This window comes from Pseudomonas sp. CFII64, from assembly GCF_000416235.1.
Classification (GTDB): Bacteria; Pseudomonadota; Gammaproteobacteria; order Pseudomonadales; family Pseudomonadaceae; genus Aquipseudomonas.
In genome coordinates this window covers 385,062-411,287 of the sequence record NZ_ATLO01000010.1, presented here as the reverse complement: position 1 = coordinate 411,287, position 26,226 = coordinate 385,062, and the positions used below count along the sequence as shown (strand labels likewise).

16 protein-coding genes are annotated in these 26,226 nt (G+C 59.8%); 4 read left to right on the top strand and 12 right to left on the bottom strand.

The window, feature by feature from the left end; all coding sequences use genetic code 11:
* Positions 1–49 precede the first annotated feature (49 nt).
* From glgB to CFII64_RS06730, 3 genes are read right to left on the bottom strand one after another with little or no spacing between them, the layout of a single operon-like run.
* Positions 50–2,275 carry a 1,4-alpha-glucan branching protein GlgB gene (gene glgB / locus CFII64_RS06740; protein WP_020290034.1) on the bottom strand — a complete coding sequence of 742 codons (2,226 nt, stop codon included), beginning with the start codon at positions 2,273–2,275 and terminating at the stop codon, positions 50–52.
* On the bottom strand, positions 2,272–5,598 hold the full coding sequence (gene treS, locus CFII64_RS06735) for a maltose alpha-D-glucosyltransferase (protein ID WP_020290033.1): 3,327 nt from the start codon (positions 5,596–5,598) through the stop codon (positions 2,272–2,274). Before treS ends, glgB begins: the two co-directional genes overlap by 4 nt.
* Positions 5,599–5,615: 17 nt before the next feature.
* On the bottom strand, positions 5,616–7,646 hold the full coding sequence (locus tag CFII64_RS06730) for an alpha-1,4-glucan--maltose-1-phosphate maltosyltransferase (RefSeq protein WP_020290032.1): 2,031 nt from the start codon (positions 7,644–7,646) through the stop codon (positions 5,616–5,618).
* A 344-nt stretch (positions 7,647–7,990) separates the two neighbouring features.
* On the opposite strand from CFII64_RS06730, the gene CFII64_RS30020 reads away from it, so the two are divergent.
* Complete coding sequence (locus CFII64_RS30020) at positions 7,991–8,167, top strand: hypothetical protein (RefSeq protein ID WP_020290030.1); 177 nt, start codon at positions 7,991–7,993, stop codon at positions 8,165–8,167.
* Positions 8,168–8,178: 11 nt separating this feature from the next.
* On the opposite strand, the gene CFII64_RS06720 is transcribed toward CFII64_RS30020, so the two are convergent.
* Positions 8,179–8,712: an MgtC/SapB family protein gene (locus CFII64_RS06720; protein WP_020290029.1), complete on the bottom strand. Its 534-nt coding sequence runs from the start codon at positions 8,710–8,712 to the stop codon at positions 8,179–8,181.
* Between the two features lie 187 nt (positions 8,713–8,899).
* Between CFII64_RS06720 and CFII64_RS06715 the strand changes: the two genes are divergently transcribed.
* The 3 genes from CFII64_RS06715 (at position 8,900) to mapR (ending at position 12,218) form a co-directional block, all read left to right on the top strand.
* The gene (locus CFII64_RS06715; RefSeq protein ID WP_020290028.1) at positions 8,900–9,148 is read left to right on the top strand and encodes a DUF3203 family protein; all 249 of its coding nucleotides are present in this window, start codon (positions 8,900–8,902) and stop codon (positions 9,146–9,148) included.
* A 185-nt stretch (positions 9,149–9,333) separates the two neighbouring features.
* On the top strand, positions 9,334–10,743 hold the full coding sequence (gene ccoG, locus CFII64_RS06710; RefSeq protein ID WP_020290027.1) for a cytochrome c oxidase accessory protein CcoG: 1,410 nt from the start codon (positions 9,334–9,336) through the stop codon (positions 10,741–10,743).
* 44 nt (positions 10,744–10,787) lie between these two features.
* Positions 10,788–12,218, top strand: coding sequence for a GntR family transcriptional regulator MpaR (gene mapR, locus CFII64_RS06705; RefSeq protein ID WP_020290026.1), 1,431 nt, complete (start codon positions 10,788–10,790; stop codon positions 12,216–12,218).
* A 6-nt stretch (positions 12,219–12,224) separates the two neighbouring features.
* Here mapR and CFII64_RS06700 read toward each other — a convergent pair whose 3' ends face one another.
* From CFII64_RS06700 to CFII64_RS06665, 8 genes are all read right to left on the bottom strand, one after another.
* Positions 12,225–12,971 (bottom strand): SDR family oxidoreductase, encoded by a 747-nt coding sequence (locus tag CFII64_RS06700; protein WP_020290025.1) that lies wholly within the window; start codon positions 12,969–12,971, stop codon positions 12,225–12,227.
* A gap of 123 nt (positions 12,972–13,094) precedes the next feature.
* Positions 13,095–15,194: a bifunctional diguanylate cyclase/phosphodiesterase gene (locus tag CFII64_RS06695; protein WP_020290024.1), complete on the bottom strand. Its 2,100-nt coding sequence runs from the start codon at positions 15,192–15,194 to the stop codon at positions 13,095–13,097.
* Positions 15,195–15,413: 219 nt separating this feature from the next.
* The gene (locus tag CFII64_RS06690; protein ID WP_020290023.1) at positions 15,414–16,895 is read right to left on the bottom strand and encodes an efflux transporter outer membrane subunit; all 1,482 of its coding nucleotides are present in this window, start codon (positions 16,893–16,895) and stop codon (positions 15,414–15,416) included.
* The gene (locus CFII64_RS06685; RefSeq protein ID WP_020290022.1) at positions 16,892–19,999 is read right to left on the bottom strand and encodes an efflux RND transporter permease subunit; all 3,108 of its coding nucleotides are present in this window, start codon (positions 19,997–19,999) and stop codon (positions 16,892–16,894) included. Before CFII64_RS06685 ends, CFII64_RS06690 begins: the two co-directional genes overlap by 4 nt.
* A gap of 94 nt (positions 20,000–20,093) precedes the next feature.
* Positions 20,094–23,189, bottom strand: coding sequence for an MdtB/MuxB family multidrug efflux RND transporter permease subunit (locus tag CFII64_RS06680; protein WP_020290021.1), 3,096 nt, complete (start codon positions 23,187–23,189; stop codon positions 20,094–20,096).
* Entirely contained in the window at positions 23,186–24,493 is a 1,308-nt protein-coding gene (locus tag CFII64_RS06675; RefSeq protein ID WP_020290020.1) for an MdtA/MuxA family multidrug efflux RND transporter periplasmic adaptor subunit, read from the bottom strand. The genes CFII64_RS06680 and CFII64_RS06675 overlap by 4 nt, the downstream gene beginning before the upstream one ends.
* A gap of 173 nt (positions 24,494–24,666) precedes the next feature.
* Complete coding sequence (gene tpx, locus CFII64_RS06670; RefSeq protein ID WP_020290019.1) at positions 24,667–25,167, bottom strand: thiol peroxidase; 501 nt, start codon at positions 25,165–25,167, stop codon at positions 24,667–24,669.
* 90 nt (positions 25,168–25,257) lie between these two features.
* Positions 25,258–26,175 carry a LysR family transcriptional regulator gene (locus tag CFII64_RS06665; RefSeq protein ID WP_020290018.1) on the bottom strand — a complete coding sequence of 306 codons (918 nt, stop codon included), beginning with the start codon at positions 26,173–26,175 and terminating at the stop codon, positions 25,258–25,260.
* Between the last annotated feature and the right edge of the window lie 51 nt (positions 26,176–26,226).

The following is a 26,226-nucleotide window of genomic DNA, read 5'->3' as shown; positions in this document are numbered from 1 at the left end:
GGCAGAACTACAACGCGGCGCTCATATCGAGGGCCGCGTTGTCTGTCGGTTACTCAGCGTAAGGCTTGAGAATCAACACTGCCAGCGGAGGCAGGTTCAGTTCCAGCGAAGCCGGCATGCCATGGCTTTTGCTGTCTTGGGTCTGGACTGCGCCGCCATTGCCGAAGTTGGAACCGGCATAGGTTTCCGCATCACTGTTGAGCAGCTCGCTCCACTTGCCAGCGAACGGTACGCCGACGCGATAGTTCACGCGCGGCACAGGCGTCAGGTTGGCGACCACCAGCAGCGGCTCGCCTTCCTTGCTCCAGCGCAGCCAGGCAAAGACGCTGTTGGCGGCATCGTCGCCGATCAACCACTGGAAGCCCATTGGCTCGGTATCGCGCTCGTGCAGCGCTTTCTCTTCGCGATAAATCCGGTTCAGGTCGCTGACCAGGGTTTTCACGCCGATGTGCTCTGCGTATTGCAGCAGATACCAGTCCAGCTGTTCGTCGTGGTTCCACTCGCGCCATTGGCCGAACTCGCAGCCCATGAACAGCAGCTTCTTGCCCGGATGGGTCCACATGAACGTCAGGTAAGCACGCAGGTTGGCAAATTTCTGCCAGCGGTCGCCAGGCATCTTGTCGATCAGCGAATGCTTGCCGTGCACCACTTCATCGTGGGAGATCGGCAGGATGAATTTCTCCGACCAGGCATACATCAGCCCGAAGCTCAGCTCGCTGTGGTGATGAGCGCGATGGATCGGATCCTGCTGCATGTAATGCAGCGTGTCGTGCATCCAGCCCATGTTCCATTTGTAGGCAAAGCCCAAACCACCTTGTTGCGTGGTCTGACTCACGCCCGGCCAGGCCGTGGATTCTTCGGCAATCACCAATGCGCCGGGCACTTCGAGATTCACCACGTCATTGAGGTGGCGCAGGAAATCGATGGCCTCCAGGTTCTCGCGACCGCCAAAACGGTTTGGCACCCACTCCCCGGCTTTACGCGAATAGTCGCGGTACAGCATCGATGCCACAGCATCCACGCGCAGGCCATCGACGTGGAAGTGCTTGAGCCAGTGCAGCCCGGAGGCCAGCATGAAACCATGCACTTCGGTACGGCCCAGGTTGTAGATCAGCGTGTCCCAGTCCTGGTGGAAGCCTTCCTGTGGGTTGGCATATTCGTACAGCGCGGTGCCGTCGAACTGCGCCAGACCGTGCGTGTCGGTCGGGAAATGCGCCGGCACCCAGTCCAGAATCACGCCGATTTCCGCCTCGTGGCAGGCGTTGACGAAGGCCGCGAAGTCTTCCGGCGAGCCGTAGCGCGCAGTCGGCGCAAATTGCGCCAACAGTTGATAACCCCACGAGCCACCAAACGGGTGTTCCATGATCGGCATCAGCTCGATATGGGTGAAGCCCAATTCCTTGACGTACGGGATCAGCCGATCACCCAGCTCGTGCCAGTTATATTGGCGCCACTCGCCCTCTTCGTTCTGCTCTTTCTGCCACGAACCGGCGTGCAGCTCGTAGATCGACAAAGGCGCATTGGCCGCGTGACGATCCGCGCGGGAGGCCAGCCAGGCGTCATCTTTCCAGTCGAACTGCAGAGGCGCAGCGACTTTCGAGGCCGTATCCGGCGGCATGGTGGTCGCCAGCGCCATAGGGTCGGCTTTCAGCGGCAGGATACCATCGGCGCCCAGGATCTCGTACTTGTAAACTTCACCGGGCTTCAGGCGCGGTACAAATACCTCCCAGACACCCGTCGGGTGGCGCAGGCGCATGGTGTGACGGCGCCCGTCCCAATTGTTGAAACCGCCGACCACCGAGACACGCCGTGCATTGGGCGCCCAGACCGAGAAACGCACGCCATCAATGCCGTCGACATTCCTGACCTGCGCACCCAAACAGCTGCTCAGGTCGCGATGGTTACCTTCGGCAAACAGGTAAAGGTCCATTTCGCCCAGCAACGGGCCGAAGCTGTAGGGGTCTTCAGTGATCTGCTCACCGCCGGCCCAGTTGATTTTCAGCAAGTACGGCTGTGCGTCGGCGAATTGCCCGACGAAAAACCCTGGCACTTCGCTCATTTGCAGGGGACCCAGCTCACGCTGGCCATCACGGGCCAATACGCTGACGCTCAGGGCGTCCGGCAGGTAAGCCCGGATGATCTGGCCGTTGGCGCCATCGCCATGGGGGCCGAGTACCGAGAATGGGTCACGGTGTTCAGCACGGATCAACGCATCCATGTCCGCGGCTGCGGGCATCAACTGCGGAGCCGCGCCGGTTTTATCAGGCGCATTCATTGAGACTCTCCATCAGACAGGTTCAGCAGCCCACGCAAGCCTTGCAACGGCACCGACAACCAGGTCGGGCGGTTTTCAGCTTCGTAGACCACTTCATAAGCAGTTTTTTCCAGGGTGAACAGCTCAAGTGCGGCACTTTCACCCTTGGCATCTTTCCAGGCATGCGCCAGTTTCGTGGTCGTCGAGCGATAGCCTTCGATGAAAGCTTCACGGGCCTGGCCCAGATACGCCTCGGCGACACGACGGCGCGCGGCGCCAGCCTCCGGTGAGGTATCGACACTTTGCGCACTGCGCACGGCCATGGCCGCGGCGTAATCAAAGGAACGCAGCACACCGCTGACGTCTTTGTACGGGCTGTGCTTGGCGCGTCGTTCGTGCATCGGACGAGCTGGCTCGCCTTCGAAATCGATCAGATAGGCATCGCCCTTGACCACCAGGATCTGCCCGAGGTGCAAGTCGCCATGCACGCGAATCCGCAAGCCGCCCACCGAGCGCTTGGCCAGGGCCTGTACGTGGTTGAGGATTTGCTTGCGCTTGCCCAGCAGGTCGGTGACCAGTTTCTGATCAGCCGCCTCAAGGTGCGACTTCTGCTGTTCCAGGTATTGCAAGGCGCGCTCGATCTGCGCAGCGACGCTTTTACCCGAAGCCTGGCTTTCCTTGACCGTGGTTACTTCGGCAGTAAAGTCGGCATTGTCGGTTTTGGCCGCCAGCACCTGGTGCATTTCGCCAAGGCGTTGACCCAGGTTTCGGGAAAAATCAGCCAGTTCCAGCAATGCGTTGTAATGCTGTTCCTGTCCGGAAACCCCGTGCGCCATTTCATCGCGCACCGCCCGTTCCAGGTTGTTCTGCGTCCATTCCCACGCGTCGCCCTGATTACTCAGATAACCCTGGGCAATCATCAGCAGGTTAGGTTCGCCATCGTTGCCCACCCGCACCACCGAACCCAGCAACGGCGAGATGTGTTTGTAGCCCGCATTGGTCAGGTACGCACCCATTTCCAGTTCCGGGTGAACCCCTGCCGTGACCTTACGGATCATCTTCAGCACCACGCTGCCGCCCACGACGACCGAACTGTTGGACTGTTCGGCGGACAGGTAACGCACTTCCGATTCGCTGTTCAGGCCCAGCGGTTCGAGCAACGCGGTGCGCTCGAAGCGCAACTCACCTTCGCTGCTGTGCAGCACGGTTTCAGCCTGCATGCCTTGCATGACCGCACGAATGAAGGTTTCCAGGGTGAAGGCATCGGTGATCAGACCGACCTGGCGTCCGCGACGAACCCGGGCCAGCGCCAGTTGCTGAGGCAACGCGCTGCTGATGTCGTCTTCCGCCAACAGGCCGAACGGCAACTGATAGCGACCTTGATGATCGCCTGCGGTGACTTCGATTTCGCTGAGCAGCACTGGATGCGATGCATCGCCAAAGCGCACTGCATAGGCGATGTGAACCTTGTCGATTGCCTTGTCCTTGGCCGCAAACCAGCGGCGTTTAGGCAAGTAAACGGCCAGCGAGTTGTTTTCCATCGTGCTGCGCAACGGTTCGTCGAGCAGCTCTTCGAGTCGTTTTTTCAGAACCATGGTCGGAAAGTCCGGAATGCTCTGCGCGGGCTCTACGTGCCAGCTTGGCATCTGGTTCTCCGATGCCAACAAAAACCAGTAAAAACCATAGGGCGGCAAAGTCAGTAAATAGTTGAGCTGGCCAATGGGCGGAAACGCACTGCCGCCCAACATCTCGACCGGCACCGTGCCTGCATAATTGGACAACTCCAATTCTGCGGCTTGCGACGCACTGGAAACGTTAGCCACACACAGGATGATTTCGTTCTTGCCATCCGGTGCGGTGTATTCGCGAATGTACGCCAGGATCCGCCGATTGCTCGGCGACAGCATTTTCAACGTGCCGCGACCAAAGGCTTTTTGCTGCTTGCGCACAGCCAGCATGCGCCGATTCCAGTTCAATAGGGAATGCTTGTCATTGTTCTGGGTTTCAACGTTGACCGACAGATAACCGTACAACGGGTCCATGATCGGCGGCAGCACCAGGCTTGCCGGATCGGCGCGGGAAAAGCCGCCATTGCGGTCGATGGACCACTGCATCGGCGTGCGCACACCGTCGCGGTCGCCGAGATAGATGTTGTCGCCCATGCCGATCTCATCGCCGTAATACAAGGTCGGCGTGCCCGGCATCGACAGCAGCATGCTGTTAAGCAATTCCACACGACGGCGATCACGTTCGACCAATGGCGCGAGACGTCGACGAATCCCCAGGTTGATCCGCGCACGTCGGTCAGCGGCGTAGTAATTCCACAGGTAATCGCGCTCACGATCAGTGACCATTTCCAGGGTCAGTTCATCGTGGTTGCGCAGGAAGATCGCCCACTGACAGTTGGCCGGGATTTCCGGGGTCTGACGCAGGATGTCGGTGATCGGAAAGCGGTCTTCCTGAGCCAGCGCCATGTACATGCGCGGCATCAACGGGAAGTGAAAGGCCATATGGCATTCATCGCCATCCTTGCCTTTGGTATCACCGAAATACAGCTGGGTGTCTTCCGGCCATTGATTGGCCTCGGCCAGCAACATCCGGTCCGGATAATTGGCATCGATCTCGGCGCGGATCTTTTTCAATACCGTGTGCGTTTCAGGCAGGTTTTCGTTGTTGGTGCCGTCACGTTCGATCAGGTACGGAATCGCATCCAGACGCAGGCCATCAATGCCCATGTCCAGCCAATAACGCATGACTTCCAGCACCGCCTCCATGACCGCCGGATTATCGAAGTTCAAGTCCGGCTGGTGGGAGTAGAAACGGTGCCAGAAATACTGCCCCGCTACCGGATCCCAGGTCCAGTTGGACTTCTCGGTATCCAGAAAGATGATGCGCGTGCCGTCGTACTTCTGATCGCTGTCGGACCACACGTAAAAGTCCCGGGCCTTGGAGCCCGGCTTGGCTGCACGGGCCTTCTGGAACCATGGATGCTGGTCGGAAGTGTGGTTGATGACCAGCTCGGTGATCACCCGCAAGCCGCGTTTGTGAGCCTCGGCGATGAACTTCCTGGCGTCGGCCATCGTGCCGTAATCGCTGTGCACACCACGATAATCGGCAATGTCGTAACCATCGTCGCGGCGTGGCGACGGATAGAAGGGCAGCAGCCAGATGGTGTTGACCCCAAGCTCGGCAATGTAATCAAGCTTGGCGATCAGGCCGGGAAAGTCGCCAATCCCGTCGTCGTTCGAATCGAAAAAAGACTTCACGTGAACCTGGTAGATCACTGCGTCCTTGTACCAGAGCGGGTCATTGATAAACGCCGCGCTCTTGGGTTTCTTCGCCATGGATGTGTCCCTGCTGCTTAATTCGTTGACTGGATACGCCAGATGCCGAAAGGCTGGTAGGCCGGGTCAAGACGCGTGAACTGGTTTTTGCCGTACCAGGTCCAGCGATGCCCGGTCATCAAATCTTCACCGGAGGTCGCGGCATCGTCGGGCAGGCCCATTTCCCACAGCGGCAGTTCGAATTGGCCTTCCTGGACATTGAACGGATCAAGGTTGATGGCAACCAGAATGAAGTTGCTGCCATCAGCGCTGCGCTTGCCGAAATACAGAATATTGTCGTTCCAGACGTTGTAGATCTTCAGGCCCAAGTGGGTCTGCAACGCTGGATTCTGGCGGCGGATACGATTGAGCTGGGCAATTTCGGGGATGATATTGCCCGGCGCAGTGAAGTCTCGCGGACGCAGCTGATATTTCTCCGAGTCCAGATACTCTTCCTTGCCCGGCACCGGCGCGGCTTCGCACAGCTCGAAACCGGAATACATGCCCCACAAACCGGAGCCCATGGTCGCCAGCGCCGCCCTGATCAGAAAGCCGGCACGTCCCGATTGCTGCAGGAACGGCGGGTTGATGTCCGGCGTATTGACGAAGAAGTTCGGACGATAGCATTCGCGCCAGGGCGACTCGTTGAGCTCGGTCAGGTACTCAGTCAATTCCGCCTTGGTGTTGCGCCAGGTGAAATAGGTGTAACTCTGCGAATAACCGACCTTGCCCAGGCGCGCCATCATGCCCGGCTTGGTAAACGCCTCGGCGAGGAACATGACTTCCGGATGCTGACTGCGAATGTCGGCAATCATCCATTGCCAGAACGGCAGCGGTTTGGTGTGCGGATTGTCGACACGGAAGATCTTCACCCCTTCCTTGACCCAGCCCAGAACCACGTCACGCAGCTCCAGCCACAAGCTTGGGATCGCGTCAGGCGCATAGAAATCAACGTTGACGATGTCCTGATATTTTTTCGGCGGGTTTTCCGCATAACGGATCGTGCCGTCCGGACGCCAGGTGAACCAGCCCGGATGTTGCTTGAGCCACGGGTGATCCTGGGAACACTGGATGGCGAAGTCCAGCGCGATCTCCAGGCCGTGCTCGGCAGCAGCTGCAACCAGGTTGCGGAAATCTTCACGAGTACCCAGTTGCGGGTGAATGGCGTCGTGACCGCCCTCCTCGCTACCAATCGCATACGGGCTGCCCGGATCATCCGGCCCGGCAGTCAGCGAATTGTTCGGACCCTTGCGATGCGCCCGGCCAATCGGATGGATCGGTGGGAAATACAGCACGTCGAAGCCCATGTCGCGGATGGTAGGCAAGCGCGAGTGAACATCGTTGAACGTGCCGTGGCGCTCGGGGCTATCAGTGATCGAGCGCGGAAACAGTTCGTACCAACTGGCAAACTGTGCCAGCTCACGCTCCACATCCAGCGGATACTCGACGCTGCGACTCAGAAAGGTCTGATTATCCGCCTGGTTCATCAGCGCTGCGGTTTCACTGTGCAGCAGCACCGCGACCTTTTCTTCCGCTTCGGCCTTTTCCAGCTCGCCCAACGTAGCGTGCAGCTGCTTTTGCAGCTCGCCGGTGCTGCGCTCAGCAGCGTGTTCCAGATGAATTCTGCCTTCAATCAACTCAAGTTCGATTGAAACGCCCGCGCTGAATTTCTTCTCCAGCTCGTAGCGATAGCTGCCGAACTGGTCGATCCAGGCTTCCAGGCGGAAGACATGGGTTTTGACAGAGGTCGGGGTGAACTCACCGACCCAGTTGTCATTGACCAACTCGCGCATTGACGCGGTGTGCCATTGCACTTCATCGGCCGCGCGCCAGCGAATTTTAACCGCCAGCTTGTCGTGCCCGTCAGCGAATACCTTGCTGGTGACGGGAACTGGCTGGCCAGCGATTGCTTTGGCGGCGAACTGCCCACCGTCGATCACCGGCGTCGTGTTTTCGATCACGATGCGCGGCAATTGCAAGGCTTGGGTCAGGGTAATAGGTCGAGCCGGGTGTTGGGTATCGGTGGCCAGGGAATCCGGACCAAATGGCTGATCGGCAGTCACATTCATCGAGCATCACTCCTCACGCCCCAGGGACGCTCCTGTGCGAATCCATGCAATAAAGGTTGCGTACAGCCCGAAGCGGGCTGCTGGACAAAAATTTGGCAACCGGAGCAATTCTTACTGACTCGTGTGATCCGGTCGCCTAGTTTCCGAGCGGTGCGGCAGGTTAAAAGTTCAAAGAGCTTTCAAGCGGACCGAGCACTGGCGCATTTGAGCGTAGCCACAACGCAGACAAACGTGGAGTCATCGGCAACAGCACGTTGTCCAAACCTTCGAGCCTGACACGACCGCCTGACGGGGCGGTCGTGCACGCCACACTCCACAGCGCATCCCACAGGAAGGTGAAGCCCATGAGCATTCCGATCCCGCCAGAAACGCCCGATCCGATGATTGATGATCCTGCACTGCCGGTCCCCAAGCCCGATGAAGATCCGCCACCCACCATGCCACCGGTGATCCCGACGCCTGTGGGCGATCCGCCAGCAGAAGAGCCGCCGGCGATTCTGGGCGAAGACTTTCCTGAGTAGAACAGCAGCTGTCAGGGTTTCTCCGAGCCGTCATCCTTGTCGGGATTTTTCTCCGGCGGGTCGAGCCTGGCGACAATCGCCGGCATCAGGCTGAGAATGCCCCAGGCCAATATGGTGCTCAGCACCGCAGTGGCTTCACGTCCCATACCCGCCGCGATGCCAATCGCGGCGGTCATCCACAGACCCGCTGCGGTGGTCAGCCCTTTGACCTGGGCCACGCTTTGCTCGCGCCCCTTCAAAATCGTGCCCGCGCCAAGAAAACCAATGCCAGCCACAATCCCCTGAATAATCCGGCTCATTGCCGCATCGTCAGCACCCGCCAGACGCGGGGCCAAAACAAACAACGCAGCCCCCATCGCCACCAGCATATGCGTGCGAACCCCGGCGGCCTTGCCCTTCTGCTCGCGCTCAAAACCGAGAATCCCGCCCAGCAACGCGGCAATCAACAACCTGACCGTGACCCGGGTCAGCTGCGACGCATCGGTGATGTCAGAGAATTCCTGCTGCAATGTGACGCCGACTTCGTGCCACCACGGGTGATCCATTAGAGCTCCTGCATTTAGTAGTGAACATGACAGCGCCGAGTTGTAGGGGCGTGCCGTATCTGAAAAACGGCCGAATTGGCAATCCAATAGACACCGACCGTCGCCCGGAGTGCTGGCACAGCTTTCAGAACGTTGCCTGCAGCCAGTGGTCGTAAATCCAGTAGGCCTCATTTCGAAGGAGTTCACCATGCCACTGGAATTTGATAGCACCAACGAGCACTGCTCTGCGGAAATCGACGGCGTTCGGCATAGCAGCCGGGTGGTCGATATCGCGATTACCACCAATGACGCGACACATATGTCCGAAGCCGAAATCGCGGGGGTCAAAGTGCCAATCACCGAGGCTGAAGCAGATGCTCTGACCATCTACAAGGCCAAGGATCTGCGCCACCACACTGTCGACCGCGACACTGAAGATCCCACGACCGTCATTTGATCCAGCACAGCGCGGCAGTCGGCGGATTGACCCAGATCACGCTGTCTGTCGCTTTACTGGCAATCCCGTAAACATTGCTCAAAACGCCATCTGATACGGTTTTTTATTGAGGAGCTGAATCTGTTTTGATTACAGGGCAGCGTCCATAGTCTCGTCACCTGATTAACGGTAGATGAGCACCCGGCATGAGCGAGAGAATCCCTGTACAGAGCATTGAGCCTGGCCAACCGGTTCATTCCAGATCCCGGTCACCCTCCAGCCAGCAGATTCAGACCCGCAGCTTTACCGGCCTGTTCCGCTCCCTGCGTTTGAGTGGCACGGGGCTGCTTTTCCTGCTGTTCTTCGGCACGGTCTGGCTGCAATGGGGTAATCGGCAGGCAGTGTTGTGGGATCTGGCCGAGAGCAAGTTTCATATCTTCGGCGCCACCTTCTGGCCACAGGATTTCATCCTGCTGTCGGCGCTGCTGATCATCTGTGCATTCGGCCTGTTTGCGATCACCGTGTTTGCCGGACGGGTCTGGTGTGGTTACACCTGTCCGCAGAGTTCCTGGACATGGATCTTCATGTGGTGCGAAAAGCTGACCGAAGGCGAACGTCACCAACGGATCAAGCTTGAGGCTGCGCCCTGGGGCGTCAACAAGCTGCTGCGCCGCTCGGCCAAACACACGCTGTGGCTGCTGATCAGCGTGCTGACCGGCCTGACTTTTGTCGGCTACTTCACGCCGATCCGCCCGCTGGCAGAGCAATTGCTGACCCTGGAAATCGGCGGGGTCAGCCTGTTCTGGGTGGCGTTCTTTGCGGCCGCCACCTATATCAATGCAGGCTGGCTGCGTGAAGCGGTGTGTCTGCATATGTGTCCCTATGCGCGCTTTCAGAGCGTGATGTTCGACCAGGACACGTTGACCGTTGCCTATGATGCGGCGCGCGGCGAGCAGCGCGGACCGCGCAAGCGCGAAACCGATCCGCTGGCGCTGGGTCTGGGCGACTGCATCGATTGTCAGGTCTGCGTTCAGGTTTGCCCCACTGGCATCGATATCCGCGACGGCTTGCAGATGGAATGCATCGGCTGTGCTGCGTGTATCGACGCCTGCGATTCGATCATGGACAAAATGGGCTACGAGCGCGGCCTGGTGCGTTACGCCTCCGAGCGAGTGTTGCAAGGTGGCACCACTCGACTGCTGCGCCCTCGGCTGCTGGGTTATTGCGCGGCGCTGCTGCTGATGATCGGCGCCCTGGCCATGGCACTGATTGAACGGCCCATGGTGTCGCTGGACGTCAGCAAGGATCGCGGCCTGTTTCGGGAAAACAGCCAAGGCCAGATCGAGAATATCTACAGCCTGAAGATCATCAACAAGACCCAGCACACGCAGCATTATCGGCTGGGGCTCGCCGACAGTCCGGGCTTCGAGTTGCATGGCAAGACCGACCTGAGCCTGGCCGCCGGGGAAATCATCGACTTGCCGGTGTCCGTCGCCATGCTGGCCGAACGCCCCAGCAGCAGTTCCCAGCCCCTTGCCTTCGAGGTGGTCGATCAGGATCAGCCTGAAATCCGCAGCCTGGCGACCAGTCGCTTCGTTGCACCTCTGAACCGTTGATCGAGTAGCGTATGCTTTGCACGCCTTCCAGCCCGCGAGACACCATGAAGCGTTACGAGAAGTACGCCGACGATATTGCCGAGTTGATTCGCAGCGGCGTCCTCGCGCCCGGTGCGCGGGTGCCATCGGTGCGTTATGCCAGCCAGGCCCACGGCATCAGTCCCTCGACGGTGTTCCAGGCCTATTACCTGCTGGAGCGCCGGGGCCTGATTCGCGCCCGACCGCGCTCGGGTTACTTCGTCAATCCCAGCGTGCTCGTGCAGCCCGCGCAGACGCTCAAGGAGCCGCAGGTCAGCGAGTCCACGGAGGTAGACGTCAGCGAACTGGTGTTCTCGGTGCTGGATTCCATCAAGGACCCGAACACCGTGCCGTTCGGCTCGGCGTTCCCCAGCCCGCTGCTGTTTCCGCTGCAACGCCTGTCCCGCTCCCTGGCCAGTGCCAGCCGGGATATGGACCCCCGCATGGTCGTCACCGACATGTCGCCGGGGCATCCGCAATTGCGTCGGCAAATCGCCCTTCGCTATTTGGTCAACGGTACGGTCGGCGGCCTGATGCTGCCCATGGAAGAGCTGCTGATCACCAACGGAGCACTTGAGGCGCTGAACCTGTGCCTGCAAGCCGTCACCGAGCCAGGCGATCTGGTGGCAATCGAAGCGCCAGCGTTCTACGCCTGCCTGCAAGTGCTGGAACGCTTGAAGCTCAAGGCTGTGGAGATTGCGGTGCACCCCCGCGACGGCATCGACCTGGGCATTCTGGCGCAAACCCTGGAACGCTATCCGGTCAAGGCCGTCTGGTGCATGACCAGCTTCCAGAATCCCAGCGGCGCCTTGATGCCGGAGGCGCGCAAACGGCACTTGGTCGAGCTGCTGCGCGAGCATCAGGTGCCACTGATTGAAGATGACGTGTATGCCGAGTTGTATTACGGGCCGCATGCGCCGAAACCGGCCAAGGCCTTCGATACCGACGGGCTGGTGATGCATTGCGGATCGTTCGCCAAGAGCCTCGCCCCCGGCTACAGAATCGGCTGGGTCGCTGCGGGACGGTATGCGCAGAAAATCGAAAGGCTTAAATTGATGACATCGCTGTGCGCTTCGATGCCGGCGCAGGCGGCCATTGCCGATTATCTCGAACACGGCGGCTACGATCGCCATCTGCGTAAGCTGCGTTACGCCCTGGAAGATCAGCAACGCGCCATGCTCGCGGCCATCGGCCGTTATTTCCCGGCGCAAACCCGGGTCAGCCAGCCGGTGGGCGGTTACTTTCTGTGGCTTGAGTTGCCCGAATCCGTGGACTCGCTGCAAGTTTTCAAGGTTGCGCTGGCCCAAGGCATCAGCATCGCACCCGGACCGATATTCTCGCCGACCCAGCGCTTTGCGAATTGCATACGCCTCAACTACGGCAGCCCGTGGAACGATGCAGCGGAAAAAGCCATGGAAACCCTGGGCCGGATAATCCGTTCGATGCTCGGCAACTGATCCTGCTTAGCGTCCACCCGCCAGATCAATCAAGGTGCCGGTGGCATAGGAGGCTTTTTCCGAGAGCAGCCAGACAATCGCCTCGGCGACCTCTTCAGCGGCACCGCCACGGCCCATGGGAATACCCGGCTCCAGCTTGCTGACCCGAAACGGGTCGCCGCTGAGGGCGTGAAAATCGGTAAAGATGAAACCCGGTCGAACGGCATTGACCCGAATCCCCTCGCCCGCCACTTCCTTGGACAAACCGATGGTGAAGGTGTCCAGTGCGCCCTTGGACGCGGCGTAGTCAACGTATTCACCCGCAGAACCCAGGCGGGACGCGGCCGATGAGACATTAACAATGCTGCCACCCTTGCCGCCATGGCGCGGCGACATGCGCAACAAGGCATGTTTGCTGCACAGCATTGGCCCGACCACATTAGTCATCATCATTTTCAGCAAGCGAAACTCGGACATCTCTTCGACGCGAGACGCATGGGCGACGGTTGCGGCGTTGTTGACCAGATGCGTGACGCGCCCCAGATCCGCATCGACGCGACTGAACAGACGGATGATTTCATCTTCATTGCTGACATCGGCCTGAACCGTGATTGCCTGCGCGCCCAACTCCCGAACCTGGCCGCAAATGCGATCGGCCGCCGTGTGATCGGACAGGTAATTAATGCAGATTCGGTAACCCTGAGCAGCGGCAAGCAAGGCCGTGGCGGCACCGATACCCCGTGAAGCTCCAGTGATGAGCAGAATTTTGTCCATTATCTTCTCGTGACGTGTCCAACAACCGATTATGAGTGCCTGCTGCCCTGACGAACCCGGCAGGAAGGCGCAAACCATGATCCTGCCAGCGATCAACGATAAACGCCACCACCAGCAACGTACTTACTTCTCAGTCTGGACCGTCTGAAACTTGCGCGCTTCGGCGGCGTGGATATCGGCGATGAACTGCGCAGCGGGCAGCGGATGCCCCAGCAAAAAACCTTGCAGGGAATCGCAGCCCAGCCGGGTCAGGAAATTCTGCTGCCGATCAGTCTCGACGCCTTCTGCCACGATACGCAGGTTCAGCGCCTGGCCGAGGGCGACAATGGCCGACACGATGGCCGCGTCATCGCTGTCATGCTCCAGATCCCGGACAAAACCACGGTCGATTTTAAGCTCGTTGGCGGGCAAGCGCTTGAGGTACATCAGGCTTGAGTAGCCGGTGCCGAAGTCGTCGATGGACAAATCGACGCCCATGTCCGACAACTGCTGCAACACCGTCATGCTGGCGTCGGCGTCGTTCATGGCGGTGGATTCGGTGATTTCCAGGGTCAGGCTGTTGGGCGGCAATTGATGACGGCTCAGGGCCTGGGCAACGATATCCACCAGATTGGCATGACAGAACTGCAGCGCGGACAGATTTACCGCCACACGCCAATGGGTGTAACCCATCTCAAACCACACGCGCATCTGTCGACAGGCTTCGTTCAGCACCCACTCGCCGATGGGAATGATCAGGCCAGTCTTTTCCGCCAGACCAATGAACTTGTCCGGCAACAAAATACCCTTTTGCGGATGCATCCAGCGCACCAACGCTTCGGCACCAATCGGCAGGCCGCTGATGGCGTCAAACTTCGGCTGGTAATACAGGCAAAAATCATTCTGCTTGAGGCCGGCGCGCAAATCCTGCAACAACTCCAGCTGAATGCGCGCATTGGTGCTCATGGTGGCGTCGAAAAACGTGTAGCCATTTTTGCCCGTGGCTTTGGCGTGGTACATGGCGGCATCGGCGTTCATCAGCAGCTCCTGCTGCGTGTGGCCACTTCCCGGATAGAGGCCGATGCCGATACTGACCGATATCTGCAACGCCTGCTCCGTGACCCGGAACGGCTGAGCGATGACATCGACCTGGCGCGCCGCGATCCTCGGCGCATCTTCAATGTCGTCCAGCTCGACCAGCAGCACGAACTCATCGCCACCAATACGCGCCAGCGTGTCGTGACGATGCAGGTTGGACCGCAGGCGCAAACCCACTTCGCGCAACAGCTGGTCGCCCACATGATGGCCAAAGGCATCGTTGACCGGCTTGAAGCCGTCCAGATCCATGAACATCAGCGCAAAATGCCCACCGCTGGCGTCCACCTTGCGCATCGCCTGTTCGATTTTTTCGGCCAGCAACACGCGGTTGGGTAAACCGGTCAAGGTGTCATGCAGCGCCAGATGCGTCAGCTCGCGGTTGGCATCGGTGAGTGACTGTGACAACGCAGCGGTGCGAGTTCGCAAATGCGCATCCAGAACCAGCACCAACAGCGTGATAGTCAAGACCGCCAGAACCGTGACCAATACCAGTGAATCCAGGCCGGCTGCGCGAATGCCATTGGCCAGTGAGCCGCAGACACTGCCGTCGGCAAAGCTTGCTGCCGCCATGGCGATGTAGTGCATACCGACGATAGCTCCGCCCATCACCACCGCTGCGCCGAATCGCACCGTACTGGCATAGACAACCTGCTGCCGCAAACGTAACGCCATCCATAGCGCCACGGCCGATGCTGCAACGGCGACCAGCAATGAAATCAAGACTGTTCCCGCGTCATAGCTGATGTCTGGCTGCATGCGCAGCGCAGCCATTCCGGTGTAGTGCATCGCGCTGATGCCAGCGCCCATGAACAACGCCCCGACACCCAGCAATATCCTGGGCAAAGCAGGCTGGCTCACCAACCACAGGGCAAAACCGGAGGATACGATAGCGATCAGCATCGAAAGCAGGGTGATCGGCAGATCGAATGCCAGTTCAACGGGCAGATGAAAGGCCAGCATGCCAATGAAATGCATGGCCCAGATGCCGATCCCCATGGAAAACGCGCCACCGCCGATCCACGCCAGCAACGCACGGCCGTGGGACGTCGCGATGCGCCCGGCGAGATCCAGCGCCGTGTAGGACGCAAGGATGGCGACAAAGATGGAAACCAGAACTAGCGAAGGGGTGTATTGACCAATCAACATGAGCGGCTCGCGGCGTGGAACAACGAGCCAATCCATGCCCTGTCAGAGCCGGGGGATTCTACGCATTTTCCGCCAAATGTCGCGGTCGGTCGTCGCAAATGTGGCGCATAGCCATTAATTAATTCGCATCCACCGGAGTTTGGCCGAAAAACCCGCAAAGCCCCGTACTGCAAGGTCTAACGCAGCGAGCTACGCGGCAGATTTGACGCCAGTGACCCGTCAGTCCTGCAGTTTCAGACCGCTGTCGGATTCCCAGCCGCCTCCCAGTGCCGCGATCAACTGGACGCTGGCAATCAGGCGACTTTGCAGCAAGGTCAACACGCTGCGTTCGTTGCTCAGTGCGGTGGTCTGCACATTGACCACGTCCAGATAACCGATCAGACCCGCCTTGTATTGATTGCTGGTCAGGCGTAACGAATCACGGGCCGCAGCCAGCGCTTCGGCGCGCACGCCCGCCTCTTCCTCGTAGACCTTGAGCTGCACCAGGTAGTTTTCCACTTCCTGGAACCCGTTCAGCACCGTTTGCCGATACTGCGCCACGGTCTGGTCGTAGACAGCTTCGGTGCGATCGACTTCAGCCGAACGTTGCCCGCCGTCGAACAGCGTCATGGCTAATTGCGGTCCGACTGACCAGAAACGGTTCGGCAGGCTGATCCAGTTGGCGAAGGTGCTGCTGCTGTAGCCGCCGCTCAGGCTCAGGGTCAGGTCTGGATAATAGGCCGCCTTGGCGATGCCGATATTGGCATTGGCCGCCATGACCGAACGCTCGGCCGCTGCGATGTCTGGCCGCCGCTCAAGCAACTGTGAAGGCAAGCCGACGGGAATCGCGGGCAGCGTCGGAATCGAGGTGCTCGCCGCCAGATTAAAGTCCGCTGGCGCCTGGCCCATCAGCACGGCGATGGCGTTTTCGAATTGGGCGCGCTGCCACATCAGATCGATCAAATCGGCTTGCGTGCTTTTCAGCTGGGTTTGCGCCTGCGCCACTGCATCGCGTCCGGAAATACCGGCGCGGTATTGGTTTTGAGTCAAGGTCAGGGAACGCTGATACGCATCGACCGTGGCTTCAAGCAGACGCTTTTGCTCGTCGATGACGCGCAATTGCAGGTAGTTCTGCACCAGCTCCGATTGCAGGCTCAGTTGCATGGCCGCCAGATCGCCAAGGCTCGCCTGGGCGCTGGCGGTGTCGGCTTCCAGGCCGCGACGCAGCTTGCCCCAGATGTCGGCTTCCCAACTGACGCCCAGCTGCGCATTGTAGGTATCGCGAATGCCGCTGCTGGAACTGCTCAGGCTCGAACTGCTGCTGCCGGTGCCCTGGCTGGAGCGGTTTTTGCTAGTCGTCAGGTCAAGGGTCGGAAAGAACGCGCCCCGGGAGCTGCGGACCAACGCCCTGGCCTGGCGGTATTGCGCTTCGTACTGGGCGACCGTCTGGTTGGAACTGTTGAGTTTTTCCACCAGCCCGTTGAGCTGCGCGTCGCCATACAACTCCCACCAGGCGCCACGGGCCAGCGAATCACTCGGCGCGGCCTGACGCCAGCCCTGCGCCGCCTTGAACTGCGCCGGAGCCGCCATTTCCGGCTTGTGGTAATCCGGGCCGACCGCGCAGGCGCTCAAGAGCAGAACACACAGCCCCAGACCCAAACCACGCGCGGCATTGCGCGCGGGCCATTGTTTGACGGCTTTGATTTTCGGGCGTTCGGTCATAGCGGAGTTTCCAGAGCAGCATCGGTACGCACGCCACGCCACTTGTTGAAGCGGTGGCGCAGACGGTCGAGATAGAGGTAAACCACCGGGGTGGTGTAAAGGGTCAGGATCTGGCTCACGACCAGCCCGCCAATAATCGTCAAACCCAGCGGCCGGCGCATTTCCGCACCTTCAGCACTGCTCAGCAATAATGGCAGCGCACCGAGAATGGCCGCCAGCGTCGTCATCAGAATCGGCCGCAGACGCTGCAGGCAGGCACTGCGGATCGACTCCAGCGGCGTCATCCCGCCGTGACGCTCCAGTTGCAGTGCCAGGTCGATCATCAGAATTGCATTTTTCTTCACCACGCCGATCAGCAGAAACAACCCGAGCAGGGAAATCAGACTGAACTGCCCGCCCAGCACATAGATACTGAGCAACGCGCCAACACCTGCCGACGGCAGCGTGGAGAGAATCGTCAACGGGTGGATATAGCTTTCATAGAGAATGCCCAGCACCAGATAAACCGCGAGCAATGCGCCGAGAATCATCCACGGCTGGCTCTTCTGGGTCGCGGCAAACGCATCGGCAGTACCGGCCATTTTCGCGATCACATCAGACGGCAACCCAACCGCAGCCACCGCGCGCTCGATGGCTACGGTGGCCTGATCGAGGCTGACACCTTCAGCCAGGTCAAACGACACACTGTCGGACGCGAACTGCCCCTCATGGGACACCCGGTCGTTTTCGAGGCTGCGCTCATAGTGGGCAATGCTCGAAAGCGGCACACGCTGGCCATCGGCGGTAATCACCTGAACCTGCTCCAGAGTGACCGGGTCCTGGGCGTATTTCGGATTGACCTCCATCACCACCTGATACTGGTTCAGGCTGTCGTAGATCGTGGACACCTGGCGCTGGCTGTAAGCGTTATTGAGCACCGAAGTGACCATATTCATGTCGATGCCCAACCGCTTGGCGGTGTCGCGGTCGACCTGCAACGTGACCTGTTGCGCGCCGCGCCCTTCCCGGGCGTCGATGGCCGTCAGCTCTGGCAAGGATTTGAGCGCCGCGACGACTTTCGGATACCACTCGCGCAGGCTGCCCAGATCGCCGCTTTGCAGAATGTATTGATATTGCGAGGTGGTTTGCTCGCGCCCACCTCCCAGCTGCAAGTCCTGGTCAGGCATCAGGAACACTCTTCCGCCGGGCACCTTGGGCATTTCCTTGCGCAGACGCTCGACCACCTGCTCGGCCGATATTTTGCGCTCTTTAATGTTCTTCAGGCGCACGATCATGAAGGCGTTGTTGGTGCCGTTATTGCCGCCGATGAAGCCCGCGACGGTATCGACCGCCGGGTCGGCCATCACCGCGCGACGAAATATCTCCATCTTCGGCTGCATGACGGAGAACGACAGCCCGTCGTCGCCCCGCACGAAACCGATCAGCTGCCCGGTATCCTGAGTCGGCAGGAAGGTCTTGGGCACCACCACATACAGCGCAATGTTCACGCCGATGGTAATCAGCAGGCTGAGCAGCGTCAGCCGACGATGGCGCAACACCCAGCCCAGGCTTCGGTCGTAGCCGTCGACCATCCGGTCGTTGACGCGCTGGCTCCAGCGCTGCAAGGCGTTTTCCTGACCCGGCACATGCGGCTTGAGCCAGCGAGCGCACAGCATCGGCGTCAGGGTCAGGGAAACCACCAGCGAAACGATGATCGACACCGACAGCGTGATGGAAAACTCGCGGAACAGGCTTTCCACCAGCCCGCCCATGAACAGGATCGAGATGAATACCGCGACCAGCGACACGTTCATCGACAGCAAGGTGAAACCCACTTCCTTGGCGCCCAGATATGCCGCCTGCATCGGCGCAACGCCCTTGTCGATGTGCCGGGAAATGTTCTCCAGCACGACGATGGCGTCATCCACCACCAGACCCGTGGCGAGAATCAGCGCCATCAGCGACAGGTTATTCAGGGAAAAGCCGCACAGGTACATGATCGCGAAGGTGCCGACCAGGGAAACCGGAACCGCCAGGGTCGGAATCAACGATGCGCGGAAATTGCCGAGAAACAGGAACACCACCAGGATCACCAGCACCACGGCAATCAACAGGGTCATTTCGGCTTCATGCAGCGTGGCTTTGATGACCGGTGAACGGTCCAGGGCCACTTCGAGCTTGACGCTGGCGGGCATGACCGCTTCCAGCGCCGGCAGTTGCTCGCGGATCTGCGCCACGGTTTCGATGATATTCGCCCCGGCCTGGCGGTTGATCACCAGCAGCACGGCGGCCTTGTCGTTGAAATAGCCGGCGTTGTAGCGGTCTTCCACGGCGTCGCTGACTTTGGCCACGTCCTTGAGACGCAATGCAGCGCCATCCTGATAGCGAATAATCAGCGGCTCATAATCCTTGGCCTTTTCCAGCTGGTCATTGGCCTGGACTTGCCAGTTGCTCTCGGCGGTTTCCACCGAACCTTTGGGCCGTCGCACGTTGGCGCCGGTAATCGTGGTGCGCACTTCGTCGAGCGAGACGCCGTACTGGTTGAGCAATTGCGGTTCAAGCTCGACGCGCACGGCGGGCAGCGAACTGCCGCCAATTTGCACTTCGCCGACGCCAGTCACCTGGGACAGGCTTTGCGACAGGATGGTCGACGCCAGGTCGTAAAGCTGGCCTTTTTCCAGCACATCGGAGGTCAGCGCCAGAACCATGATCGGCGCCTGGGACGGGTTGACCTTCTTGTAGGTCGGCATGCTGCGCATACCGCTGGGCAGCAGATTGCGCGACGCATTGATTGCCGCCTGCACCTCGCGCGCCGCGCCATTGATGTCGCGATCCAGATCAAATTGCAGGATCACCCGTGTCGAGCCCTGGCTCGAACGGCTGCTCATGGTATTGACCCCGGCGATGGTGCCGAGCGAGCGTTCCAGTGGCGTGGCGACGCTGGACGCCATGATCTCCGGGCTGGCACCCGGCAAGCTGGCGGACACCACGATCACCGGAAAGTCCATGTTCGGCAGCGGCGCTACCGGCAGCAAACCGAAGCTGACGCCACCCAGCAACATGATCGCCAGACTCAGCAACATGGTTGCTACCGGCCGGCGGATGAATGGGCCGGAAAGGTTCATGGGCGAAAGCTCCGGGCAGCAGGCCACCCACTACAAGCGCCTGTGCCTTGTGCTTGAGGCTTGCAGCTAAAGGCTTGCCGCTTGAAACTGCGCATCACACTGGCACCTCGACCTTCTCCGAACGACCGAAACGACGGCCCAATCGATCGAAATAAAGGTAGATCACCGGTGTGGTGAACAGCGTCAGCACCTGGCTGAGCAGTAAACCGCCGACCATCACCAGACCCAGCGGCTGACGCAGCTCAGCGCCGGAACCGGTCGCCAGCATCAGCGGCACGGCGCCGAACAAGGCCGCCATGGTGGTCATCAGGATCGGCCGGAAGCGCAGCAGCGCCGCTTCGTAGATCGCTGTTTCCGGGTCCACGCCCCGGTTACGCTCGGCGTCGAGGGCGAAGTCGATCATCATGATCGCGTTTTTCTTGACGATCCCGATCAACAGAATGATGCCGATGATGGCGATCATTCCCAGATCATTGCCGCTGATTAGTAACGCCAGCAGCGCGCCCACCGCCGCCGAGGGCAGCGTGGACAGGATAGTGATCGGATGGATGTAACTTTCGTACAGCACGCCGAGCACGATGTACATCGTGACCACAGCAGCAAGGATCAGCAGCAGCGTACTGGACAAAGAAGCCTGGAACGCCTGGGCGGCACCCTGGAATTCAGTCTGCACGCCGGTCGGCATGCCGATGTCCTGCTGGGTTTGCTCGATGATCTCCACCGCAGCCCCCAATGCCACGCCGGGCGCCAGGTTGAACGACATCATTACTGCCGGAAACTGGCCCAGATGGGTAATCGCCAACTGCGCCTGACGCTGCTCGATGCGCGCCAGACTCGACAGCTTGACCTGCACGCCATCGGTGGTCTTGACGTGAATCTGTTCCAGCGCCTTCGGCCCCAGCTCGCCCACCGACTCGGCCTGCAGCACCACCCGGTACTGGCTGGCCTGGGTATAAATCGTCGAGATCTGCCGCTGGCCGAACGCGTCGTACAACGCATCGGTAATATTGGCCACCGTCACCCCGACACGACTGGCGGCATCGCGATCAATCAACAGGTAAACCTGCAAACCCTTGTCCTGCAAGTCGCTGGCGACATCCGTCAGTTCAGTGCGCTTGCTCAGCGCGTCGACCAGCTTGCCGCTCCACAGCGCGAGCATGTCGGCGTCCGGCGACGACATGCTGAACTGATACTGCGTCCGGCTGACGCGATCTTCGATGGTCAAGTCCTGGACCGGCTGCATGAACAGGCGAATCCCGGACAGCTTGTCCAGTTGCGGCTGCAAGCGCTGGATGATCTGCGTGGCGTCCAGATCCCGCTGATTGTGTGGTTTGAGATTGATCAGGAAGCGCCCGCTGTTGAGCGTGGTGTTGTCGCCGTCCACACCGATATACGAAGACAGGCTGACCACGGCCGGGTCCTGCAGAATGATTTTCGCCAGGGATTGCTGACGCTCACTCATGGCCGCGAAGGAAACCGACTGCGGTGCCTCGGAAATACCCTGAATCACGCCGGTGTCCTGCACCGGAAAAAAGCCCTTGGGCACGATCATGTACAGGAACACCGTCAACGCCAGCGTTCCCACCGCGACCAGCAAGGTCAGCGGCTGGTGCTTGAGCACCCAGCGTAATTTGCGCCCGTAGGCCTCGATCAGCCAGTCCAGCCAGGCACCGCTGGCACGGTAGAAACGGCTTTGCTCTTCAGGTTTGGGTTCGCGCTTGAGCAGGCGTGCACACATCATCGGCGTCAGGGTTAACGACACCACCAGAGAAATCAGGATCGCTACCGCCAGAGTGATGGCGAACTCACGGAACAGCCGCCCCACGACGTCCGCCATGAACAGCAACGGAATCAGTACCGCAATCAAGGAAATGGTCAGGGACACCAGGGTGAAGCCAATCTGTTTCGCGCCCTTGAGCGCCGCCTGCATGGGCGACTCGCCCTCCTCGATATGCCGGGAAATGTTCTCCAGCATGACAATCGCATCGTCGACCACAAAACCGGTGGCGATGGTCATGGCCATCAACGTCAGGTTGTTGACCGAGAAACCGGCCAGGTACATCACGCCGAAGGTGCCGACCAGCGACAGCGGCACGGCAATCGACGGAATGATCGTCGCGCTGAAACGGCGCAGGAACAGGAACGTCACCAACACCACCAGCACAATGGCGATCAACAGCTCGTGCTGCACGTCGGTCACCGAAGCGCGAATGGTTTGTGTGCGGTCGGTCAGCACCACGACATCCAGACCGGCCGGCAGGTTATCGGTAATGCTCGGCAACAAGGCCTTGATGCGATCCACCACTTCGATCACGTTGGCGCCCGGCTGGCGCTGGATATTGAGCAGTACCGCCTGATTTTCGTTGGCCCAGGCCGCCAGACGCTCGTTCTCCGCGCCGTCGACGATCTGCGCCACATCTTTCAGGCGCAACGGACCACCGTCCTTATAAGCCAGGATCAGGTTGGCGTATTCCTCAGGCGATTTGAGTTGATCGTTGGCGTCGAGCATCGACACCCGGGTCGGGCCATCGAAGTTACCCTTGGGCTGGTTGACGTTGGACGCGCCCACCAGCGTGCGCACGTCAGCCAGATTCAGGCCGGCTGCCGCCAATGCATCAGGATTGACCTTGATACGCACCGCCTGACGCTGACCGCCGGCAATGCTGACCATGCCCACCCCGCTGATCTGCGCGATCTTCTGCGCCATGCGCGTATCGACCAGATCGTTGAGCTTGGGCAACAGCATGGTTTTGGACGTGATCGCCAAGGTCAGCACCGGCGTATCGGCCGGGTTGACCTTGTTGTACACCGGTGGCGCAGGCAGATCGGTCGGCAGCAGATTGGTTGCGCCGTTGATCGCCGCCTGCACTTCCTGCTCGGCGACGTCCATGTTGATTTCAAGGCTGAAACGCAAGGTGATGACCGATGCGCCGCCAGAACTGGTTGACGCCATTTGGGTCAGGCCCGGCATCTGCCCGAACTGACGTTCAAGCGGCGCGGTGACCGCGCTGGTCATCACTTGCGGGCTTGCGCCCGGATACAGGGTCATGACGCGGATGGTCGGATAGTCCACCTGCGGCAACGCCGAAACCGGCAACAATTTGTAGGCAATCAACCCGGCCAGCACCAGCGCCAGCATGCTGAGCGTGGTGGCTACCGGGCGCAGGATGAACAGCCGTGAGATGTTCATGCGTGGTCTTTTTCCGCCTTGCCGGCCGTAGCCGATTCGCCGGATTCCTTCGATGGCTTGCCTTGCAACTGCTGGCCCGGAGTGCTCGGCACGTCCTTGCTGTCATTGACGATCTCGACGGCGCTGTCGTCGCGCAGGCGGTCGGTGCCTTCGAGTACCACCCGATCACCGGCCGCCAGACCTTCACTGACCACGGTTGACTGCTCGTCGCTCGGGCCGGTCTTGAGGCCGCGCACCTTGACCTTCTTGTCGCCGTCCATGACATAGACAAAGGTGCCATTGGTTCCGAACTGCACCGCTGCGGTCGGCACCAGCACGGCTTGCTTCAGGGTGTCGGCGCGCAGGCGCACATTGACGAACTGATTGGGGAACAGCACTTCGTCCTGATTCTCGAAACGTGCCTTGAATTTCAGGGTGCCGGTGGCGACATCGATCTGGTTGTCGAGACTGGCGAGCACGCCATTGGCCTGCAGCTTCACATCACCTCGGTCCCAGGCTTCCACCGGCAGCTTGTCGCCGCTGCGATAGCGCGTGATGACTGCTGACAGGTCCTTCTCCGGCAGCGTGAAATTGACCGTGATCGGCTTGGTCTGGGTAATGATCACCAGCGCGGTGGTGTCGTTGGCGGCGACAAGGTTGCCGACGTCCAGCTGTTTGAGACCGGTGCGGCCGGCTATCGGCGCACGAATCCGGGTGAAGTCCAGATTGAGTTTGGCGTCGCCCACCGCTGCCTGATTGGTCTTGATCGTGCCCTGATACTGGTTCACCAGCGACTCGGCGGTATCCAGCGTCTGCTTGGCGATACTGTCTTCGGCATACAGCCCGCGATAGCGCTGCACATCAAGCTGGGCATTTTTCAACAACGCCTGGTTGGTGGCCAGCGTACCCTCGGCCTGCTGCAAAGCGATCTGATAACTGCGCGGATCAATCTCGGCCAGCAAATCGCCAACCTTGACCATCTGGCCTTCCTGGAAGTTGAGCTTGACCAATTCCCCCGCGACCCGGCTGCGCACATTGATGGTGTTCATCGCCGTCACGGTGCCCAGGGCTTTGTAGTAGATCGGGAAATCCCCGAGTACCGCAGGCGCCACACGCACGGGGACCGGCGCGGTAGCGCCGCCAAAGCCGGGTCGCGCCGGGCTCGCCTTCGCCGCACTGGCTGACCGGCTGGCGCCAGAACCTTTACCAGCATCCTTATGGGCGGCCGAGGACGGCCAGAACCACCAGCACAGGCCGATGATAACCAAGAGGACAAGCAGACTGATCAGCCAGCGGCGGGAACTACGGGAACCAGACAATTGCATGAATAATCAACCAATGCGGGTGGGGCTTCTTCAGGAGTTGAACAATAAGCACAGACAGGCAGTAAGCAAAGCGCCTTTACCGGCAATTTACCTTGGCGTTACTTCTGTTAAACACCTGAAGCATAAATAAAAACGGCCTGAGCAGGTTCAGGCCGTCGAAGTGTTGCCGGTTATTACTTCAATACGGAGAGCGCCGCGTCATAGTCAGGTTCCTGACCGATTTCCGGAACCAGTTCGCTGTGCAGCACGTTGTCGTTTTCATCAAGCACCACAACGGCGCGAGTGGTCAGGCCTTGCATCGGGCCATCGGCAATCTCGACACCATAGTTCTTCATGAACTCGGCGCCACGCATGGTGGACAGGTTCTTGACGTTTTCCAGGCCTTCGGCGCCGCAGAACCGCGCTTGCGCGAATGGCAGATCAGCGGAGATGCACAACACCACGGCGTTGTTCAGGTCATTGGCCTGGGCGTTGAATTTGCGCACGGACGTCGCGCAGGTCGGGGTATCGACACTTGGGAAGATGTTCAGCACTTTGCGCTTGCCGGCAAAGTCAGCCAGGGTCACATCGGCCAGGTCACCGCCGACCAACGTGAATGCCGGCGCAGCACTGCCAACTGCTGGCAGGTCACCATTGATTTGGACAGGGTTGCCTCTACGAGTCACTTGAGCCATGAACTGAGTCCTTTTTCCAGGGTTTGGGAAGAGCCGGAAGTTAACCACGAAAGCGCCCGACGACCTAGATCGGATGCGGCTGAATTTGCTTCAACCATTGAGTTTTTCCAGCAGTTCCTTGCGCGCACACACCTCCACCAGCCAGTCGACGAATACCCTGACCCGGCGCGACATCTGCCGGTGCGGCGGATAAAGAGCGAGCAGTGCCATTGCCGGTGGCCGATAGCTTTTGAGCACCTCCAGCAAGGTCCCCCGACGTAACTGCTCGGCGATATGGTAATACGGCGTCTGCACCAGACCGTAGCCCGCTTCGCATGCCGCCAGGTAACCGTCGGCGCTGTTGATCGACATCGCCTTGGGCAGACTGAAATCCTTCACCAGCCCATCGATCATGAACTCCAGGCCGTAACGCTTGTTAGAACTGGCAGAGAAATATTCGATGACCTTGTGACGCGGCAAATCCGCCAGGGTCTGCGGCGTGCCGTACTGATCAAGATAGCGGCGGCTGGCGCAGGTCACCTGAATCATCCGGGTCAACGGCCGCGCCACCAGCGAGTCATCCTGTGGCGGCCCGGCACGCAGCACGCAATCGACCCCTTCGCGAATCAGATCCACCGGGCGGTCACTCATGCCGATCTCCAGCTCGATCATGGGGTAACGCGCACTGAATTCCGGCAACAAGGGGATCAAAATCATCCGGCCGAACCCCACCGGAATATCGATGCGCAATACACCCTTGGGGGCGATGCTCGCTGAAGAAAATTCGGCTTCGACCTCGTCCAGATCAGCCAGCAGACTGACACAGCGCTGATAGTAAGCCTGACCGTCCAGCGTCGGGCTGACTTGCCGGGTCGTACGCTGCAATAACTGCACACCCAGATGCGCTTCCAGCTGCTTGATCAGGATAGTCACCGAGGCTCTTGGCATGTGCAGGCTGTCGGCGGCTTTGGCGAAGCCGCCCAGTTCAACAATGCGGGTAAACACGCGCATGGCGTTGAGTCGATCCATTGCAAAAACCCTTGGCGCTGAATTATTTGGATTTTCTAAACAGTGAAAGCA

Bases quoted from the DNA above. Each gene is read 5' to 3' on its own strand.
- glgB (WP_020290034.1), bottom strand. From the start codon at position 2,275: ATGAATGCGCCTGATAAAACCGGCGCGGCTCCGCAGTTGATGCCCGCA.
- treS (WP_020290033.1), bottom strand. From the start codon at position 5,598: ATGGCGAAGAAACCCAAGAGCGCGGCGTTTATCAATGACCCGCTCTGG.
- CFII64_RS06730 (WP_020290032.1), bottom strand. From the start codon at position 7,646: ATGAATGTGACTGCCGATCAGCCATTTGGTCCGGATTCCCTGGCCACC.
- CFII64_RS30020 (WP_020290030.1), top strand. From the start codon at position 7,991: ATGAGCATTCCGATCCCGCCAGAAACGCCCGATCCGATGATTGATGAT.
- CFII64_RS06720 (WP_020290029.1), bottom strand. From the start codon at position 8,712: ATGGATCACCCGTGGTGGCACGAAGTCGGCGTCACATTGCAGCAGGAA.
- CFII64_RS06715 (WP_020290028.1), top strand. From the start codon at position 8,900: ATGCCACTGGAATTTGATAGCACCAACGAGCACTGCTCTGCGGAAATC.
- ccoG (WP_020290027.1), top strand. From the start codon at position 9,334: ATGAGCGAGAGAATCCCTGTACAGAGCATTGAGCCTGGCCAACCGGTT.
- mapR (WP_020290026.1), top strand. From the start codon at position 10,788: ATGAAGCGTTACGAGAAGTACGCCGACGATATTGCCGAGTTGATTCGC.
- CFII64_RS06700 (WP_020290025.1), bottom strand. From the start codon at position 12,971: ATGGACAAAATTCTGCTCATCACTGGAGCTTCACGGGGTATCGGTGCC.
- CFII64_RS06695 (WP_020290024.1), bottom strand. From the start codon at position 15,194: ATGTTGATTGGTCAATACACCCCTTCGCTAGTTCTGGTTTCCATCTTT.
- CFII64_RS06690 (WP_020290023.1), bottom strand. From the start codon at position 16,895: ATGACCGAACGCCCGAAAATCAAAGCCGTCAAACAATGGCCCGCGCGC.
- CFII64_RS06685 (WP_020290022.1), bottom strand. From the start codon at position 19,999: ATGAACCTTTCCGGCCCATTCATCCGCCGGCCGGTAGCAACCATGTTG.
- CFII64_RS06680 (WP_020290021.1), bottom strand. From the start codon at position 23,189: ATGAACATCTCACGGCTGTTCATCCTGCGCCCGGTAGCCACCACGCTC.
- CFII64_RS06675 (WP_020290020.1), bottom strand. From the start codon at position 24,493: ATGCAATTGTCTGGTTCCCGTAGTTCCCGCCGCTGGCTGATCAGTCTG.
- tpx (WP_020290019.1), bottom strand. From the start codon at position 25,167: ATGGCTCAAGTGACTCGTAGAGGCAACCCTGTCCAAATCAATGGTGAC.
- CFII64_RS06665 (WP_020290018.1), bottom strand. From the start codon at position 26,175: ATGGATCGACTCAACGCCATGCGCGTGTTTACCCGCATTGTTGAACTG.